The sequence below is a fragment of the Streptomyces sp. NPDC001515 genome (assembly GCF_053597115.1).
In genome coordinates this window covers 42,427-60,848 of sequence record NZ_JBSFHN010000013.1, presented here as the reverse complement: position 1 = coordinate 60,848, position 18,422 = coordinate 42,427, and the positions used below count along the sequence as shown (strand labels likewise).

At 74.8% G+C, this 18,422-nt stretch carries 1 protein-coding gene (running past one end of the window); it reads right to left on the bottom strand.

Going from position 1 to position 18,422, the window contains the following annotated elements:
• Positions 1 to 46: 46 nt before the first annotated feature.
• Positions 47 to 18,422, bottom strand: partial view of a type I polyketide synthase gene (locus ACWCXC_RS15970; RefSeq protein ID WP_450889251.1) — the 3' portion only. 791 nt of this gene lie beyond the right edge of the window; the window shows 18,376 of its 19,167 coding nt (coding positions 792-19,167); the start codon falls outside the window, past its right edge — the gene reads right to left on this strand; the stop codon is at positions 47 to 49.

Here is an 18,422-nt window from a genome sequence, read left to right as displayed (position 1 = left end):
CCGGACCAGCCGGCCTGATGCACGTTCTCCTCCTCCGGTCCGCCGCTCACCGGTCCAGCCCGTCGAGGAACTGGAAGATCTCGTCGTCGGACGCGGCGTCGACGTCGTCGATCACCGTGTCCGGCGCCGCGGACGCCCGCACCGGGGCGCCGGGTGCGGCCACCCGGTCCAGCAGGTCCCGCAGCCGGCTCTCGACCGCGCCGCGCAGCTCGTCGTCGGCGGCCGTGTCGGGCAGGTTGGCGCCGAGCTTCTCCAGCTCCAGCAGGAGCGGGGCCAGGACGCGCGCGCTGTCCGACGGGAAGACCTCGTCCAGGTGCGCGGCGAGCGCGGCCGGGGTCGGGTAGTCGAAGAGCAGGGTGGCGGGCAGGGTGAGGCCGGTGGCCTTGCCGAGCCGGTTGCGCAGTTCGACGGCGCTGAGCGAGTCGAAGCCCATCTCCAGGAACCCCCGGTCCATGCCGACGCGTTCACCGGCCCCGTAGGCGAGGACGACGGCCGCCTCGTCGCGGACCAGATCGGTCAGGGCGCGGGCCCGCTCGGGTCCGGTCATCCCCGCGAAGCGGTCGGCCGGGGCCTCGGGGGCGGTCTCCCGCGCGGTGGGCGCGGCGGCCGGCCGGGACGCGGCCCGGACGAGTCCGCGCAGCAGCGGCGGCACCTGCTCGGCGTCCAGCCCGTCCAGCGACAGCCGGACGGGGACGAGGACCGCCTCGTCGACCGTGCGCGAGGCGTCGAGCAGTTCCAGTCCCTCGGCCGTGGACAGCGAGACGATGCCGGCGCGGGCGAACCGCGCGTGGTCGGCGGCGTCGAGCTTGCCGGTCATCGTGCTGAGTTCGGTCCACGGCCCCCAGCACAGGGAGACCGCGGACAGCCCGAGGGCCCTGCGGTGGGAGGCGAGCGCGTCGAGGAAGGCGTTCCCCGCCGCGTACGCGCCCTGTCCCGCGCCGCCGAACGTGGAGGCGATGGAGGAGAACAGCACGAACGCGTCGAGGTCCAGGTCCGCGGTGAGGTCGTGCAGGTTCACGGCGGCGTCGGCCTTGGGCGCGAGGACCCCGTCGATCCGCTCCGGGGTGAGCGAGGTGATCACCCCGTCGTCGACGACGCCCGCGGCGTGCACGACGGCGGTCAGCGGGTGCGCGGCGGGGACGGTGTCGAGCAGCCGGCGCAGCGCGTTCCGGTCGGCGGCGTCGCAGGCCGCGACCGTCACCTCGGCGCCCAGGCCGGTGAGTTCGGCCTCCAGCTCGGCGGCCCCCGGCGCGGCCAGTCCGCTGCGGCTGATCAGCAGCAGCCGGCGTACGCCGTGCTCGGTGACGAGGTGGCGGGCGACGAGCCGGCCGAGGGTGCCGGTGGCTCCGGTGACCAGGGTGGTGCCGTCGGGGTTCCAGACCGGGGACCCGGCGGGCTCCGCGTCGTGTTCCCGGCGGACCCGGGCCAGCCGGGCCATGAGCGCGGTGCCGCCGCGCAGGACGGTCTGGGGTTCGTCGGCGGTGAGCGCGGTGGCCAGGGCGGTGGCCGCCGGTTCGCCGCCCCCGAGGTCGAGGAGGGCGAAGCGGCCGGGGTGTTCGGTGATCGCGGCCCGGACCAGTCCGTGGACGGTGGCGGCGGGCAGATCGGTCAGTTCGGCGTCCGCGCCGGCGGCGACGGCGCCCCGGGTCACGAAGACGAGCCGGGACCCGGCGAGCCGTTCCTCGCCCAGCCAGCCCTGCACCAGCTCCAGGGCCCAGTGGGCGGCGGCACGGGCCGCGGCGGCCGGTGCTCCGTCGAAGGGCGGGGCGGCGACGAGGACCCGGTCGGGGACGGCGGTGCCGGTGGCGACGGCGTCGGCCAGCTCGGACAGGGACGGGTACGGGGCGAGGACGACGGCCCGGGTGAGGGCGGCCGTGAGACCGGGCGACCGCCCGTGCCCGATGACGGCCCAGGAGCCGCCCCGCGGTTCGGCGGCCGGGAGCGGCTGCCAGGCGGTGCGCATCAGCAGATCGGTGCGCGGGCCGGCCGCCGTGCCGGTCACCGGGCGGAACGCCAGGGCGTCGGCGGACACGGCCGGGGTGCCGGACGGGTCCCAGGCGCGGACGGACACGGTGTTCTCACCGATGTCCGTGAGCGCGACCCGCAGGACCGTGGCGCCCGTGCTGTGCAGGGCGGCCCGCTGCCAGGAGAACGGGACGACGCTGCGGCCCGCGTCACCGAGCGCGCCCAGGGACACGGCTTGGAGGGCTGCGTCGAGCAGCGCCGGGTGGAGGCCGAAGCCGGTGGCGTCCGTGCCCTCGGGCAGGGAGACCTCGGCGAAGACCTCGGCGTCCCGGCGCCAAGCGGCTCGCAGTCCCTGGAACACCGGCCCGTAGTCGCTGCCGGCCTCGGCCAGCCGTCCGTAGAAGCCGTCGAGGGCGACGGGGTCGGCGCCGGCCGGGGGCCAGACCTCGGGGGCCGGTGCGGCGGCCGGGGCGCCGGGCAGCAGGGTGCCGCCCGCGTGGCGCCGCCAGGGCGCGCCGGTGTCCTCGCCGTCGGCCCGGGAGTGCACCTCGACCGTGCGGGCCCCGTCGGCGTCGGGGGCGCCGACCCGGACCTGGATCTGCACCGCCCCGGTCTCCGGGAGCACCAGCGGCTCCTGGAGCGTCAGTTCACCGATGCCGCCGAGGCCGAGGAGGTCTCCGGCGCGCACGGCGAGTTCAAGGAACGCCGTGCCGGGCAGGAGTGCCCGCCCGGCGATGACGTGGTCACCGAGCCAGGGGTGGTTCCGGCGCGAGAGCCGGGCCGTGAACAGCGCCCCGTCGTCCGCGAGCCGGACGGCGGCACCGAGCAGCGGGTGGTCCGCCGCGTCGAGCCCGGCCGCCCGCACATCGCCCGAGGGCCGGGCGTCCAGCCAGTAGCGCCGGCGCTGGAAGGGGTAGGTGGGCAGTTCGGCGGGGAGGGCGTCCGGAAGGAGAGCCGACCAGTCGCAGCCGCCGCCGTGGACGTACAGCTCGGCGAGCGCCCCGAGCGCGGAGCGGGTCTCGTCGCGGCCCCGGCGCAGCAGCGGCACGACCGTGCCGGGGGCGTCGTCGGCCCGGCAGTCCCGGGCCATCGCGGCGAGCACGGCGTCGGGTCCGACCTCCAGGAAGCGGGTGACGCCCGCCTCGGTGAGGGTCCGGACGCCGTCGGCGAACCGCACGGCGCCGCGCAGTTGGTCCACCCAGTACGCGGGCGTGCACAGGCGGTCGGCCGTGGCGGTCTCCCCGGTCACGTCCGACACCAGCGGGATCGTCGGCGGTGACATCGGTATGTCCCGGACGATCTCGGCGAAGCGGTCCAGCATCGCGTCCATATGGGGCGAGTGAAACGCATGGCTGACCCGCAAACGCCTAGTCTTTCCGCCGAGTCCGGCGATGTGGGCGGCGATCCGGTCGACCTCGGCGGTGTCGCCGGAGACGACCACGGCGTCCGGGGCGTTGACCGCGGCGACGGCGATCCGGTCCTCCCGGCCCGCGAGCAGCGCCAGCACCTCGTCCTCGGTGGCGGTCAGGGCGGCCATCGCGCCACCGGCGGGCAGTTCGCCCATGAGCCGGCCCCGCGCCACGACCAGGCGGCAGGCGTCGGGAAGGGTGAAGACCCCGGCCAGGTGGGCGGCGGCCAGTTCGCCGACGGAGTGCCCGATCAGGTAGTCGGGCCGCACGCCCCAGGACTCCAGGAGCCGGTACAGCGCGACCTCGACGGCGAACAGCGCGGGCTGCGTGTACTCGGTGCGGTCGAGCAGTCCGGCCCGCTCGCCGTCCTCGGCGGCGAACACGACGTCCCGCAGCGGCAGCGGGAGTTCGAGGTCCACATGGGCGCAGACCTCGTCGAAGGCGTCGGCGTACACGGGGAACGTCTCGTACAGCTCACGGCCCATGCCGAGCCGCTGCGCACCCTGGCCGGAGAACAGGAACGCGGTGCGTCCGCCGCTCGCCGTGCCGGCGGCCGAGGGTGCGGTCGTGCGCCCGTCCAGCCAGGCGTCGAGCTGTGCGCGCAGCCCGTCGCGGTCGCCGCTCCACGCCACGAGACGGTGCTCGAAGCGGGAACGGGCGGCCAGCGCGCGCCCGACGGCCGCGAGACCGGTCTCCGGCCGGGTGTCGAGCACGTCCTTCAGCCGGTCGACCTGCTCGGTGAGCGCGGCGGCGCTGCGGGCGGACAGCACGAACGGCAGCGGTACGGCTCCGTCGGCGCCCGCGTCCTCGCCGGTCGCGGGCGCGTCCGGCGCGGCCGGGGCCTGCTCGATGATCATGTGGACGTTGGTGCCGCTGACGCCGAACGAGGAGACGGCGGCCCGGCGCGGCCGGTCGCCCTCCGGCCAGGCGCGGGCCTCGGTGAGCAGCCGCACGGTGCCCGCCGACCAGTCGACGTGCGGGGTGGGCTCGGAGGCGTGGAGCGTCCCCGGCATGGTGGCGTGGCGCATGGCCAGCACGGTCTTGATGACCCCGGCCACACCGGACGCCGCCTGGGTGTGCCCGATGTTGGACTTGACCGAACCGAGCCAGAGCGGCCGGTCGCCGGACCGGCCCTGCCCGTACGTGGCGAGGAGCGCGTCGGCCTCGATCGGGTCGCCGAGCGAGGTGCCGGTGCCGTGCGCCTCCATCAGGTCCACGTCGGCGGGGCTCAGCCCGCCGTTGGCCAGCGCCTGCCGGATGACCCGCTGCTGGGCGAGCCCGTTGGGCGCGGTCAGGCCGTTGGACGCGCCGTCCTGGTTGACCGCGCTGGCGCGCACCACGGCGAGCACCGGGTGCCCGTGGCGCCGCGCGTCGGACAGCCGCTCGACCAGCAGCATCCCGACGCCCTCGGCCCAGCCGGCCCCGTCCGCGTCGGCGGAGAACGCCCGGCAGCGCCCGTCGGGCGAGAGGGCGCCCTGCCGGCTGAACTCGATGAAGGTGTCCTGGGTCGACATCACGGTGACTCCGCCGGCCAGTGCCATGGCGCACTCGCCGGAGCGCACGGACTGGGCGGCCAGGTGCAGCGCCACCAGCGAGGACGAGCAGGCGGTGTCGACGGTGACGGCGGGCCCTTCGAGACCGAAGGTGTACGCCACCCGGCCCGAGGTCACGCTGGACGCGCTGCCGGTGGCGAGCTGCCCCTCGAACTCGCTCGGGACACCGAGGAGCCGGTGCCCGTAGTCGTTGTAGTTCGAGCCGACGAACACGCCGACGGGGGTGCCCTTCACCGTCGCCGGATCGATCCCGGCCCGTTCGAACGCCTCCCACGAGGTCTCCAGCAGCAGCCGGTGCTGCGGGTCGATGGCGGGCGCCACCCGGGGCGAGATCCCGAAGAACACCGGGTCGAACGCGCCGACGTCCCGCAGGAATCCGCCGCCCCGGGCGTAGTACGTGCCGGGCCGGTCGCGGTCCGGGTCGTAGTGCCCCTCCAGGTCCCAGCCCCGGTCGGTGGGGAACTCCGTCACGGCGTCGCCGCCTTCGGCCAGCAGCTCCCAGAACTGTTCGGGGGTCTCGATCCCGCCGGGGAAGCGGCAGCCCATCCCGACGATGACGACCGGGTCGTCCTCGCCGCCCACCGGTACGGCGGCCGGAACCGCGAGGGCGGCGGGCGCCTCCTCGGACTCCTGGCCGAACAGCTGCCCGTAGAGGTGCTGGGCGAGCGGTCCGGCGGCCGTGTGGTCGAAGACCACGGTGACGGGCAGGCGCAGTCCGGTGACGGTGTTGAGCCGGTTGCGGAGTTCGACCGCGGTGATGGAGTCGAAGCCGAGGTCGCGCAGGGCCCGGTCGGGGTCGACGGCCTCGGGCCCGGTCAGCCCGAGGACGGCCGCCGCCTGGGTGCGGACCAGCGTGGACAGGGCCTGCTCGCGCTCGGCGGGCGTCCGTCCGGCGAGCCCGGCGGCGAAGCCCTCCTCGGCCGGTTCGGCGGCGGCGCCGGAGGCCGGGGCGGGGTGCGCCTCGGGCAGCCGGTCGAGGACCTTCCCGGCGCGGCCCGCCGTGCAGTTCGGGCCGAAGACCGGCCAGTCGATGTCGCCGACCATGAGGTAGCCCAGGTCGTGGTCCAGCGCGTGCCCGATCGCGCGCAGCGCCGTCTCGGGCGCCATCGGCGCGACCCCGCTGCGGCCCATCCGCTCGGCCATGTCCCCGGTGGCGAGCCCGACCCGCGCCCAGGCGCCCCAGGCGAGCGAGGTGGCCGGCAGCCCCTCGGCCCGCCGGAGCAGGGCCAGGGCGTCGAGACGGGCGTTGGCGGCGGCGTAGCTGCCCTGGCCGGGCCCGCCGAGCGTCCCGGCCATCGAGGAGAGGAGGACGAAGGCGTCCAGCCCGGCGTCCTTGGTGAGTTCGTGCAGGTGGTGGGCGGCGATCGCCTTGGGGCCGAGCACCGTGCGGACCCGCTCGGGGGTCAGCTCGTCGATCAGGCAGTCGTCGAGGACGGCCGCCGCGTGCACGACGCCGGTGAGCGGCGCGTCGGCCGGTACGGCGCCGAGGACGGCGCGCAGCGCCTCCCGGTCGGTGACGTCGCAGGCGGCGATCGTCACCCGGGCGCCGAGCCCGGTCAGCCGCTCCGTCAGTTCGGCGGCGCCGGGGGCCCGGTCGCCGCGCCGGCTGGTCAGCAGCAGGTGCTCGGCGCCGTTCTCCGCGAGCCACGCGGCGATCTCGGCCCCGACGCCGCCGGTGCCCCCGGTGACGAGCACGGTGCCGGCGGGCCGCCAGTCCCGTACGGGGGTCAGCGCGGCCAGCGGCTTGCGCACCAGGCGGCGTACGTACGTGCCACCGGCCCGTACGGCGAGCTGGTCCTCGCCGTCAGGTGCGGTCAGCGCCCGGACGAGCCGTTCGGCGGCCTGTGCGTCGGGGGCGTCCGGCAGGTCCACCAGACCGCCGAACCGCTGCGGGTACTCCAGGGCGGCGATCCGTCCCAGCCCCCACAGCCCGGCCTGGCCGGGGTCGACGGTGCGGTCGAAGGGGCCGACGGAGACGGCGTCCTGGGTGGCGAGCCAGAGCGGGGCGGTGAGGCCCGCGTCCCCCAGCGCCTGGACGAGCAGCGCGGTCCGTTCGAGGTCCGTCTCCCGGCCGGAGGCGAGGAGGGAGAGCACTCCGGTGCTGTCGGCCCCGGCTTCGCGCAGGTGCGCGGCCAGTTCCGCCCGGTCGGTGGCCGTCACCTCGGCCACCCGCACCCGGGCGCCCGACGCGCCGAGCGCCTGGGCGGCCCGGTCGGACCAGCGGTGCCCGCCGTCCGGGACGAGCAGCAGCCACCGCTCCCCGTCCAGACGCGGGGCCGCAGCGTGCGGAAGGGGCTGCCACTGCACGTCGTAGAGCCAGGAGTCCACTTCGGATTCCTGGCGCCTGCGGCGGCGCCAGTCGGAGAGCGCGGGCAGCAGCGTCTCGATCGGCGCGGCGTCCTCGACCCCCAGCGTCGCGGCGAGCGCATCCGCGTCCTCGCCCTCGACCGCCGCCCAGAACGCGGCGTCGAGCGGCGCGGACGTGTCGGCGGGGGCGGTGGAGTCGTCCACCAGCCAGTAGTGGCGGCGCTGGAAGGCGTACGTCGGCAGATCCACGAGCGCCGGACGGGTCTCGGGGAACGCGGCCGTCCAGTCGACGTCCACGCCGTGGACCCACAGCTCGGCCACACCGGCCAGGAACCGGTCCAGGCCGCCGTCGTCGCGGCGCAGGGAGCCGGTGACGACGGCCTCGTCGGCGATCTCCTCTATGGCGGCCGACAGGACGGGGTGGGAGGAGACCTCGACAAAGACCCCGTAGCCGTCGTTCGCCAGCTCCTCGATGGCCTCGGCAAAACGGACCCGGGAGCGGAGATTCGTCACCCAGTAGTCGGTGGTCATGTCGGAGCCGTCGGTGAACTCACCCGTCACCGTCGACAGAAGCGGAATCGTGCCGGCCTGCGGGGTGATCCCGGTCAGGCTGCCGGTCAGCTCGTCATGCAGCACATCCATGGCGGGCGAGTGGGAGGCGTAGTCGACCGCGATGCGACGCGCCCGCAACCCCAGCTCCACACACCGGGCCACGGCCTCTTCCACAGCCTCGATCTCACCCGAAATGACCACCTGGGAAGGCCCGTTGACGGCAGCGACCGACACCCGGCCGTCCCAGGCGGACAAGATCTCCTCGACCCGGTCCACCCCGGCACCGACCGACGCCATCGTCCCGTTACCGCTGGCCAGCCCGGCAATCGCCCGGCTCCGCACGCACACCACACGCAGCGCGTCCTCAAGCGACAACGCCCCCGCCACATACGCGGCAGCGATCTCCCCCTGCGAATGCCCGACAACGGCCGAGGGCGTCACCCCGTACGACCGCCACACCGCCGCGAGCGCGACCATCACCACGAACGACGCAGGCTGCACCACATCCACCCGCTCCAGCGACGGCGCGTCCGGACCGCCCCGCAGCACATCGGTGACCGACCAGTCCACCAGCCCCGCCATCGCAGCCTCACAATCAGCCACGACCCGCGCGAACACCGGCGAATCATCCAGCAGTTGGGCCCCCATGGCGGCCCACTGCGCCCCCTGCCCCGGGAACACGAACACCGACCGGCCCACCGGACCGGACACCCCGGATACCACCTGATCGGCCGGCTCGCCCGCGGCGAGGGCCGCGAGGCCGGAGCCGTACGCACCGAGGATCACGGCGCGGTGTTCGAACCGGGCCCGGGTGGTGGCCAGGGACCAGCCCACCGCCACCGGGTCGCTGTCCTCCGCCAGGATGCCGAGCGCCGCCGCCTGCTCGCGCAGCGCCTCGGCGCCCCGGCCGGAGAGCAGCCACGGGGCGACGGGCGGGAACTCGTCGTACGACGTCGCGGGAAGCTCCTCGTCGGGGGCTTCCTCCAAAATCACGTGGACGTTCGTCCCGCTCATGCCGAACGCCGACACGCCCGCGCGCCTGGGCTGCTCGCCGCGCGGCCATGGCCGGGCCTCGGCGAGGAGTTCGATCGCTCCCGCCTCCCAGTCGACGCGGGAGGACGGCGTGCCCAGGTGCAGGGTCTTCGGCATCACGCCGTGCCGGAGGGCGAGGATCATCTTCATGACGCCCGCCGCCCCGGCCGCGAGCTGGGTGTGCCCGAGGTTGGACTTGACCGAGCCCAGTCGGAGCGGGCGGTCGGCGGGGCGGTCCTTGCCATAGGTGGCGAGGAGGGCCTGGGCCTCGATCGGGTCACCGAGCTTCGTGCCCGTACCGTGCGCCTCGACGATGTCCACATCGGCGGAGACCAGACCGGAGTTGGCCAGCGCCTGGCGGATGACGCGCTGCTGGGAGGGGCCGTTGGGGGCGGTCAGACCGTTGCTCGCGCCGTCCTGGTTCATGGCCGAGCCGCGAAGCACGGCGAGGACCTGGTGGCCGTTGCGGCGGGCGTCCGACAGCCGCTCCACCACGAAGAGGCCGACGCCCTCCGAGAGGCCCATGCCGTCCGCGTCCTCGGAGAACGCCTTGGACCGGCCGTCCTCCGCGAGCCCGCGCTGCCGGCTGAAGCCGATGAAGCCCTCCGGGGTCGAGGCGATGGAGGCCGCCCCGGCCAGGGCCAGCGAGCAGGTGCCGGACCGCAGGGCCTGGACGGCGAGGTCGAGGGCGACGAGCGCGGAGGAGCAGCCGGTGTCGAGCGTGACGGCCGGGCCTTCGAGACCGAGGGTGTACGAGATCCGGCCGGAGGCGATGCTGGGACCCGTACCGGTCAGCAGGTGGCCCTCCATGCCTTCGGGCAGGTGCCGCACGCCGCTTCCGTACCCGCCGTTCCCGGCACCGATGAACACCCCGCACTCGGTGCCGCGCAGGCTGTGCGGATCGATCCGGCCGTGCTCGATCGCCTCCCAGGAGACCTCCAGCAGCAGCCGCTGCTGCGGGTCCATGGCCAGCGCCTCGCGCGGCGAGATCCCGAAGAAGGCGGGGTCGAAGTCGCCCGCGTCCTGGACGAACCCGCCCGAGCGGACGTAGGTGTGGCCCTCCTCGTCGGGGTCGGGGCTGAAGATCCGGTCGAGGTCCCACCCACGGTTGTCGGGGAAGGCGCTCAGGACCTCGTCCTCGGCGGTGACCAGCCGCCACAGGTCCTCCGGCGCGTTGATCCCGCCGGGGAACCGGCAGCTCATGCCGACGATGGCGATGGCGTCGTCGCCGTCCGCCCCGGGGACGGCCGCGGCGACGGCCCGGGGCTCGGGCTCGGCCCCGCCGAACAGTTCCTCGTCGAGGTGGCGCACCAGCCGGGTGACGTTCGGGTAGTCGAAGACGAGCGTGGCGGCGAGCTTGAGCCCGGTGGCGGCGACCAGGGCGTTGCGCAAGGCCACCGCGAGGAGGGAGTCGAAGCCGAGTTCGCGCAGCGGCCGGCCTTCCTCGATGGCCTCCGGCGAGGAGTGCCCGAGGACCGTGGCCGCGTGGGCCCGTACGAGATCGCGCAGGGCACGCTCGCGCTCCTCCTGCGGCAGCGGGCGCAGCCGCTCGCGCAGCGCGTTGTCGTCGGCCGCTTCCTCACGGGCGGCGGGCGCGGCGTTGCGCTCCAGGTAGGCCCGGACCTCCGGGACGCCGTCGAGCAGGGGGCGTTCGCGCATGGCGGTGAACGCGGGGGTGAACGCCTCCCAGTTCACCTCCCCGATCGCCAGGAACTCCTCGTCGTCGGCCATGGCCTGGCGCAGTCCGGCCATCGCGGTCTGCGGGTTCATGAACGCCAGACCGCGCCAGTTGAGCGACCCCGGGTCCACCTTGTTGGCCATGCCGCCGTCGTCCGCCGACCAGAGGCCCCAGGCGATGGTGGTGCCGGTGAGGCCCCGGGCGCGGCGGCTGCGGGTGACCGAGTCGAGATAGGCGTTGCCCGCCGAGTACGAGCCGTGCTCCCCGGCGCCCCAGAGGGCGGCCACGGAGGAGTACAGGACGAAGGCGTCGAGGCTGTCCCGGTCGAAGAGCCGGTCGAGGTTGGCGGTACCGGAGAGCTTGGCTTCCGCCCCGGCCGCGAACTCCTCCAGGTTCGTGCCGGTCAGCGCGGCGAGGTGGCCGACGCCCGCGCAGTGGATGACCGTCCTGATCGGCGGCCCGTCCGCCTCCACTTCTTCGACCATGCGTGTCAGGTCGTCGTAGTCGCAGACATCGCACTGCGTGACGGTGATCCTGGTGCCGGTGGCGCCGAGTTCTTCGACCAGTTCGGCGACCCCGGGCGCGTCCGCGCCCCGCCGCGAGGTCAGCACCAGGTGCTCCGCCCCGGCCTCGATCAGCCACCGCGCCGCGTGCGCGCCGAGCCCTCCCGTACCGCCCGTGATCAGCGCCGTGCCGCTCGTACGCCACGGCTCCCGCGCCTTCTCCCGCAACGGCTCCCGCCGCAGCCGGCGTACGAGAGCGCCACCGCTCCGGATGGCGAACTGGTCCTCCACGCCCTCGGAGGCGACGGCATCGAGGAAGCAGTCCAGATCCTCCGGCGTCGTCACCTCCGGCAGGTCGACCAGACCGCCCCACCACTGCGGGAACTCCAGCCCGAACACCAGACCAAGACCCCAGGTACTGCCCTGAACCGGGTGCCCGACCGCATCACCGCGTACGGCGGAGATCGCGCCGCGCGTGCACATCCACACCGCGACCCGCTGATCCCAGTCCGCCAGCGCCTGCGTCAGCAGCACATTCAGCGCCAGCCCGACGGTCAGCGCCGGGTGCTCCGCACTCATTTCCTCGTCGAAGGCCAGCAACGACACGACACCGACGACACCGGGCTGCTCGGCCAGCAGGCCACCGATCCGTTCGCGGTCCGCGTCGACGGGAAGCACCAACTCGGCCACCTCCGCACCCCGCGCGCCAAGACCCGCGACCACGGCCTCGGCGTCAGCGCCCCGCGCACCGGCGGAACTCACCACCAGCCAACGCCCCGAAAGCCGCCCGCCGGCCGCGACCGCCTCTCCCGGCACCCACTCCACGCCGTACCGCCAGGTGTCCAGCGTGGATGCCTCGGCGCGGCGCATCCGCCAGGCATGGAGAGCGGGGAGCATCGCGCTCAGCGGGGCCTGCTCCTCGATGCCCAGTTCCTGGGCGAAGGCCGTCGCGTCTCCGCTGCCGACGGCCGCCCAGAACTCGGCGTCGACCGGGCTCGGTTCGCTCAGCGGGACGGTGGAGTCGTCCTCCAGCCAGTAGTGCTGGCGCTGGAAGGGGTACGTGGGCAGGGCGACGGGCGCGGGCCGGGGAGCCGGGAAGGCCGCCGTCCAGTCCACGTCCACGCCGCGCACCCACAGCTCGGCCACACCGGCCAGGAAACGGTCGAGCCCGCCGTCGTCGCGGCGCAGCGACCCGGCGACCACCCCCGGCTCCACCCCTGCCCGCTCGGCGGCGGCCTCAGCGATCTCCTGCACGGCGGCCGACAGGACGGGGTGGGAGGAGACCTCGACGAAGACGCCGTAGCCCTTACCTGCCAGCTTTTCGATGGCCTGGGCGAAGCGGACCTGGGAGCGGAGATTCGTCACCCAGTAGTCGGTGGTCATGTCCGAGCCGTCGGTGAACTCACCCGTCACCGTCGACAGAAGCGGAATCGTGCCGGCCTGCGGGGTGATCCCGGCCAGACTGGCCGTCAGCTCGTCATGCAGCACATCCATGGCGGGCGAGTGGGAGGCGTAGTCGACCGCGATACGGCGCGCCCGCAGCCCCAGCTCCACACACCGGGCCACGGCCTCTTCCACAGCCTCGATCTCACCGGAGATCACCACCTGCGAGGGCCCGTTGACGGCGGCAACGGACACACGGCCGTCCCAGGCGGACAGGATCTCGTCAACCCGGTCCACCCCGGCACCGACCGACGCCATCGTCCCGTTCCCACTGGCCAGACCCGCAATCGCCCGACTCCGCACGCACACGATCCGCAGCGCGTCCTCAAGCGACAACGCACCCGCCACATACGCGGCAGCGATCTCCCCCTGCGAATGACCGACAACAGCCGAAGGCGTCACCCCATACGACCGCCACACCGCCGCGAGCGCGACCATCACCACGAACGACGCGGGCTGCACCACATCCACCCGCTCCAGCGACGGCGCGCCCGGACCGCCCCGCAGCACATCGGTGACGGACCAGTCCACCAGCCCCACCATCGCAGCCTCACACTCAGCCACGACACCGGCGAACACCGGCGAATCATCGAGGAGTTGGGCACCCATGGCGACCCACTGCGCCCCCTGCCCCGGGAACACGAACACCGACCGGCCCACCGGGCCGGTGACGCCCGACACCACGGCCGCCGACGGCTCGCCCGAGGCCAGGGCGTTCAGCGCGGAGCCGTACGAGCCGAGCACCACGGACCGGTGCTCGAACCGGGCGCGGGTGGTCGCCAGGGACCAGCCCACGGCGAGCGGGTCGGCGTCCAGAACGGCAGGGGCGCCGAGGAGGGCCGCCTGTTCGCGCAGCGCGGATGCACCGCGCCCGGACAGGACCCACGGCACCACGGCCGGAGCCGGGGCCGGGGCCGGTGTCTCGGGGGCGTCCGCGTCGGGGGCCTCCTCCAGGATCAGGTGGACGTTCGTCCCGCTGACGCCGAACGCCGAGACGCCCGCGCGCCTCGGCTGCTCGCCGCGCGGCCACTCCCGCGCCTCGGTCAGCAGCTCCACCGCTCCGGCCGACCAGTCCACGCGCGAGGACGGGGTGCCGACGTGCAGGGTGCGCGGGAGTTCACCGTGGTGCATGGCGAGGATCATCTTCATGATGCCCGCGACCCCGGCGGCGGCCTGGGTGTGGCCCAGGTTGGACTTGACCGAGCCGAGCCACAGCGGACGGCCTTCGGGCCGGTCCTGGCCATAGGTGGCGAGGAGGGCCTGCGCCTCGATCGGGTCACCGAGCTTCGTGCCCGTACCGTGGGCCTCGACGACGTCGATGTCCGCGCCGGTCAGGCCGGAGTTGGCCAGCGCCTGGCGGATGACGCGCTGCTGGGAGGGGCCGTTGGGGGCGGTCAGACCGTTGCTCGCGCCGTCCTGGTTCATGGCGGAACCACGGACGACGGCGAGGACCTGGTGGCCGTTGCGGCGGGCGTCGGAGAGGCGTTCCAGGACGAAGACGCCCGCGCCCTCGGAGATGCCCATGCCGTCCGCGTCCTCGGAGAACGCCTTGGACCGGCCGTCCTCCGCGAGCCCGCGCTGCCGGCTGAACTCGATGAAGCCGAGCGGCGAGGACCCGATGGAGGCCGCCCCGGCCAGGGCCATCGTGCACTCACCGGTCAGCAGGGCCTGGGCCGCGAGCCGTACGGCGACGAGGGCCGAGGAGCACCCGGTGTCGACGGTGACCGCCGGGCCTTCGAGGCCCAGGGTGTACGAGATCCGGCCGGAGGCGATGCTCGTCGCCGTGCCGGTGAGGAGGTGGCCCTCCACGCCGTCCGGCAGCCGGCGCAGCCCGGTGCCGTAGCCGCCGTTCCCGGCGCCGATGAACACCCCGCACTCGCTGCCGCGCAGGCTGTGCGGGTCGATCCGGCCGTGTTCGATGGCCTCCCAGGCCGTCTCCAGGAGCAGCCGCTGCTGGGGGTCCATGGCCAGCGCCTCGCGCGGCGAGATCCCGAAGAAGGCGGGGTCGAAGTCGCCCGCTTCGCGGACGAAGCCGCCCGTGCGGACGTAGCTGTGCCCCTCGTTGTCCGGGTCGGGGTCGAAGAGGCGGTCGAGGTCCCAGCCCCGGTTGTCGGGAAAGCCGCCGAGGACTTCGCCGCCGTCCGTGACGAGCTGCCACAGGGCCTCGGGGGTCTCGATGCCGCCGGGGAAGCGGCAGCCCATGCCGATGATCGCGATGGCGTCGTCGCCGTGCGCGCCCCGCGTGGCGATCTGGGCGAGGGCGGGCTCGGCTCCGGGCTGTTCACCGAAGAGGGTCGCGTGCAGGTGCTCCGCGAGCCGGGTGACGTTCGGGTGGTCGAAGACGAGCGTGGTGGCGAGCTTGAGCCCGGTGTCGGCGATCAGGGCGTTGCGCAGCTCCACCGCGAGGAGCGAGTCGAAGCCGAGGTCGCGCAGCGGGCGTCCCTCGTCGATGGCGTCCGGGGAGGAGTGTCCGAGCACCGTGGCCGCGTGGGACCGTACGAGGTCGCGCAGGGCGCGCTCGCGCTCCTCCTGCGGCAGCGGGCGCAGCCGCTCGCGCAGGGTGTCCGCCCCGGCGGCGTGCGGATCGGCCGCGTCGTCCGGGCCGGTGCCGAGGGCCGCGCGGGCCTCCGGGACGCCCTCGATCAGCGGGCGGGGGCGGGCGGCGGTGTAGGCGGGGGTGAAGGCGTCCCAGTCCACGTCTCCGATGGCGAGGAAGGGCCGGCCGTCGGCCATCGCCTGCCGCAGCCCGTCGATCGCGGTCCGCGGGGCCATGGGGGTGAGGCCGTGCCAGTTGAGGGTTCCGGAGTCGACGGTGCCGCCGAGGCCGGTGCCGTCGTCCGCCGACCAGAGGCCCCAGGCGATCGTCGTGCCGGTGAGGCCCCGGGCGCGCCGGTTGCGGGTGACGGCTTCGAGGTAGGCGTTCCCGGCCGCGTACGAGCCGTGTCCCCCTGCGCCCCAGACGGCGGCCACGGAGGAGTAGAGGACGAACGCGTCCAGCTCCGTGCGGTCGAAGAGCCGGTCCAGGTGGGCGGTTCCGGCGAGCTTGACGTCCGCCCCGGCCTCGAACTCCGCCAGGTCCGTGCCGGCGAGCGGGGCGGCCCCGCCGACGCCCGCGCTGTGCACGACCGTGCGGATCGGCGGCCCGTCCGCCTCGATCCGTTCGACGAGCCGGGTCAGGGCCGCTTCGTCGGACACGTCGCAGGCGGCGACGGTGATCCTGGTGCCGGTGGCGCCGAGTTCTTCGACCAGTGCGGCGACCCCGGGCGCGTCCGCGCCCCGCCGCGAGGTCAGCACCAGGTGCTCCGCTCCGGCCTCGATCAGCCACCGCGCCGTGTGCGCGCCGAGCCCTCCCGTACCGCCCGTGATCAGCGCCGTGCCGCTCGTACGCCACGGCTCCCGCGTCCCCGAGCCCTGCGGCTCCCGCCGCAGCCGGCGTACGAGGGCGTCGCCACCGCGAACGGCGATCTGGTCCTCCGCACCGTCGGAGGCCACGACGTCCAGGAAGCGGTCCAGGTCCCCCGGGGTCGCCGCCTCGGAAAGGTCGACCAGGCCGCCCCACCACTGCGGGAACTCCAGCCCGAAGACCAGCCCGAGGCCCCAGGTGCTGCCCTGGAGCGGGTGCCCGACCTCGTCACCGCGTACGGCGGAGATCGCGCCGCGCGTGCACATCCAGACCGAGACCGGCTGGTCCCGGTCGGCGAGCGCCTGGGTCAGCAGCACATTCAGTGCCAGGCCGACCGTCAGCGCGGGGTGCTCCGCACAGACCTCCTCGTCGAAGGCCAGCAACGACACCACACCGGCAACATCGGACTGCTCGGCCAGCGCACCGCCTATGTGCTCACGGTCCGCGTCGGCCGGAAGCACCAGCTCCACGACCTCCGCACCGCGCCCGCCCAGACCCGCGACCACGGCCTCGGCGTCAGCGCCCCGCGCACCGGCGGAACTCACGACCAGCCAACGCCCCGAAAGCCGCCCGCCGACCGCGACCGCCTCCCCCGGCACCCACTCCACGCCGTACCGCCACGTGTCCAGCGGGTCGGCGGTGGGGCGTGCCGGTGCGTTCCGGTCCTCCAGCCAGTAGTGGCGGCGCTGGAAGGCGTACGTGGGCAGGTCGGCGACCTGGGCGCCCGAGGGGGCGAAGTAGGCCGCCCAGTCGACGTCGGCGCCGTCCGCCCAGAGTCGGGCCAGGGCCGTGACGGCGGTGGTGGGCTCGGGGCGGGTGCGGTGCAGGGTGGGGACGGCGAGCGCGTCGCCGTCGTACGTCTCGTCGATCGCGCCCACGAGGCTCGCGTCCGGGCCGAGTTCGAGGAGCCGGGTGACGCCCAGGTCCTTGAGGTGGGTGAGGGCGTCCGCGAAGCGGACCGTGCCACGCACCTGGTCCGCCCAGTACGCGGCGGTGAACGCGGTCACCGCCTCGCCCGTGAGCGTCGAGACGATCGGGATACGGGGCGTCTCGTACGTCAGCTCCTCGGCCGCCGCCCGGAACTCGGCCAGCATCGGGTCCATCAGCGCCGAGTGGAACGCGTGGCTGACCTCCAGCCAATGGCCCTGGCGGTCGGTGAGCCGGTCCGCTACCGATTCGACGGCCTCGCGCGTGCCGGAGACGACGACCTGGCCGGGCGCGTTGACCGCCGCCAGGGAGGCGCCCTCCACCAGCAGCGGCGTCACCTCGTCCGCCGTGGCCCGCACGGCCCACATCGCACCGCCCGACGGCAGCGCCCGCATGAGCGTCGCACGGGCGGAGACCAGCCGGGCCGCGTCCGCGAGGGACAGCACCCCGGCGACGTGCGCGGCGGCCAGTTCGCCCACCGAGTGGCCGACGAGATAGTCCGGGCGGACGCCCCAGGACTCGACCAGCCGGTAGAGGGCGACTTCGACGGCGAACAGGGCGGGCTGCGCCCAGCCGGTGTTCTTCAGGGCCTCCGCGTCCCCGAACATCACCTCGCGCAGCCCCTCGAAGTGCGCACACGCCTCGTCGAGAGCGACCGCGAACACGGGGAAGGCGTCTGCCAGTTCGCGGCCCATGCCGACCCGCTGCCCGCCCTGGCCGGAGAAGACGAAGGCGGTGAAGCCGTCGCCGGCCGTCGCCGTCACCGTGCCGGGGAGGGGTTCTCCGGCCGCGAGGGCGGCGAGGCGGGTGCGCAGGTCGTCGGCGTCCGTGGCGAGGACGACGGCGCGGTGGTCGAGGGCCGTGCGGGTGGTGGCCAGGGAGAGGCCCAGGTCCGCCGGATCCAGGGCGGCGGCCGGGGTGGCGAGCCGTGCGGCCTGGGCGGGCAGGGCGGACGCGGTCCGGGCGGAGACCGGCCACGGGACGACGGGGAGCGCGGACCGGGGAGCGTCGGGTGTGGTGTCCGCCTCGGCCTCGGCCTCGTCCCGGTCCGGGGCTTCCTCAAGGATGACGTGGGCGTTCGTCCCGCTGGCGCCGAACGACGAGACGCCGGCCCGGCGGGGCCGCTCGCCGCGCGGCCAGGGCCGTTCCTCGGTGAGCAGTTCGACGGCGCCGGACGACCAGTCGACGTGCGTGGAGGGGTTCTCGGCGTGCAGGGTGCGGGGCAGCAGCCCGTGCCGCATCGCGAGGACCGTCTTGATGACCCCGGCGATACCGGACGCGGCCTGGGTGTGGCCGATGTTGGACTTCACGGAGGCGAGGAGGAGCGGCCGGTCGTCGGGGCGGCCCAGACCGTATGTGGCGAGGAGGGCCTGCGCCTCGATCGGGTCGCCGAGGGAGGTGCCGGTGCCGTGCGCCTCCACGGTGTCCACCTCGGACGAGGCGACGCCCGCGTTGGTCAGGGCCTGGCGGATGACGCGCTGCTGGGAGGGGCCGTTGGGGGCGGTCAGGCCGTTGCTCGCGCCGTCCTGGTTGACCGCCGAGCCGCGCACCACGCCGAGGACGTGGTGGCCGTGGCGGCGGGCGTCGGAGAGGCGTTCCAGGAGCAGGACGCCGATGCCCTCGCCCCAGCCGGTGCCGTCGGCGTCGTCG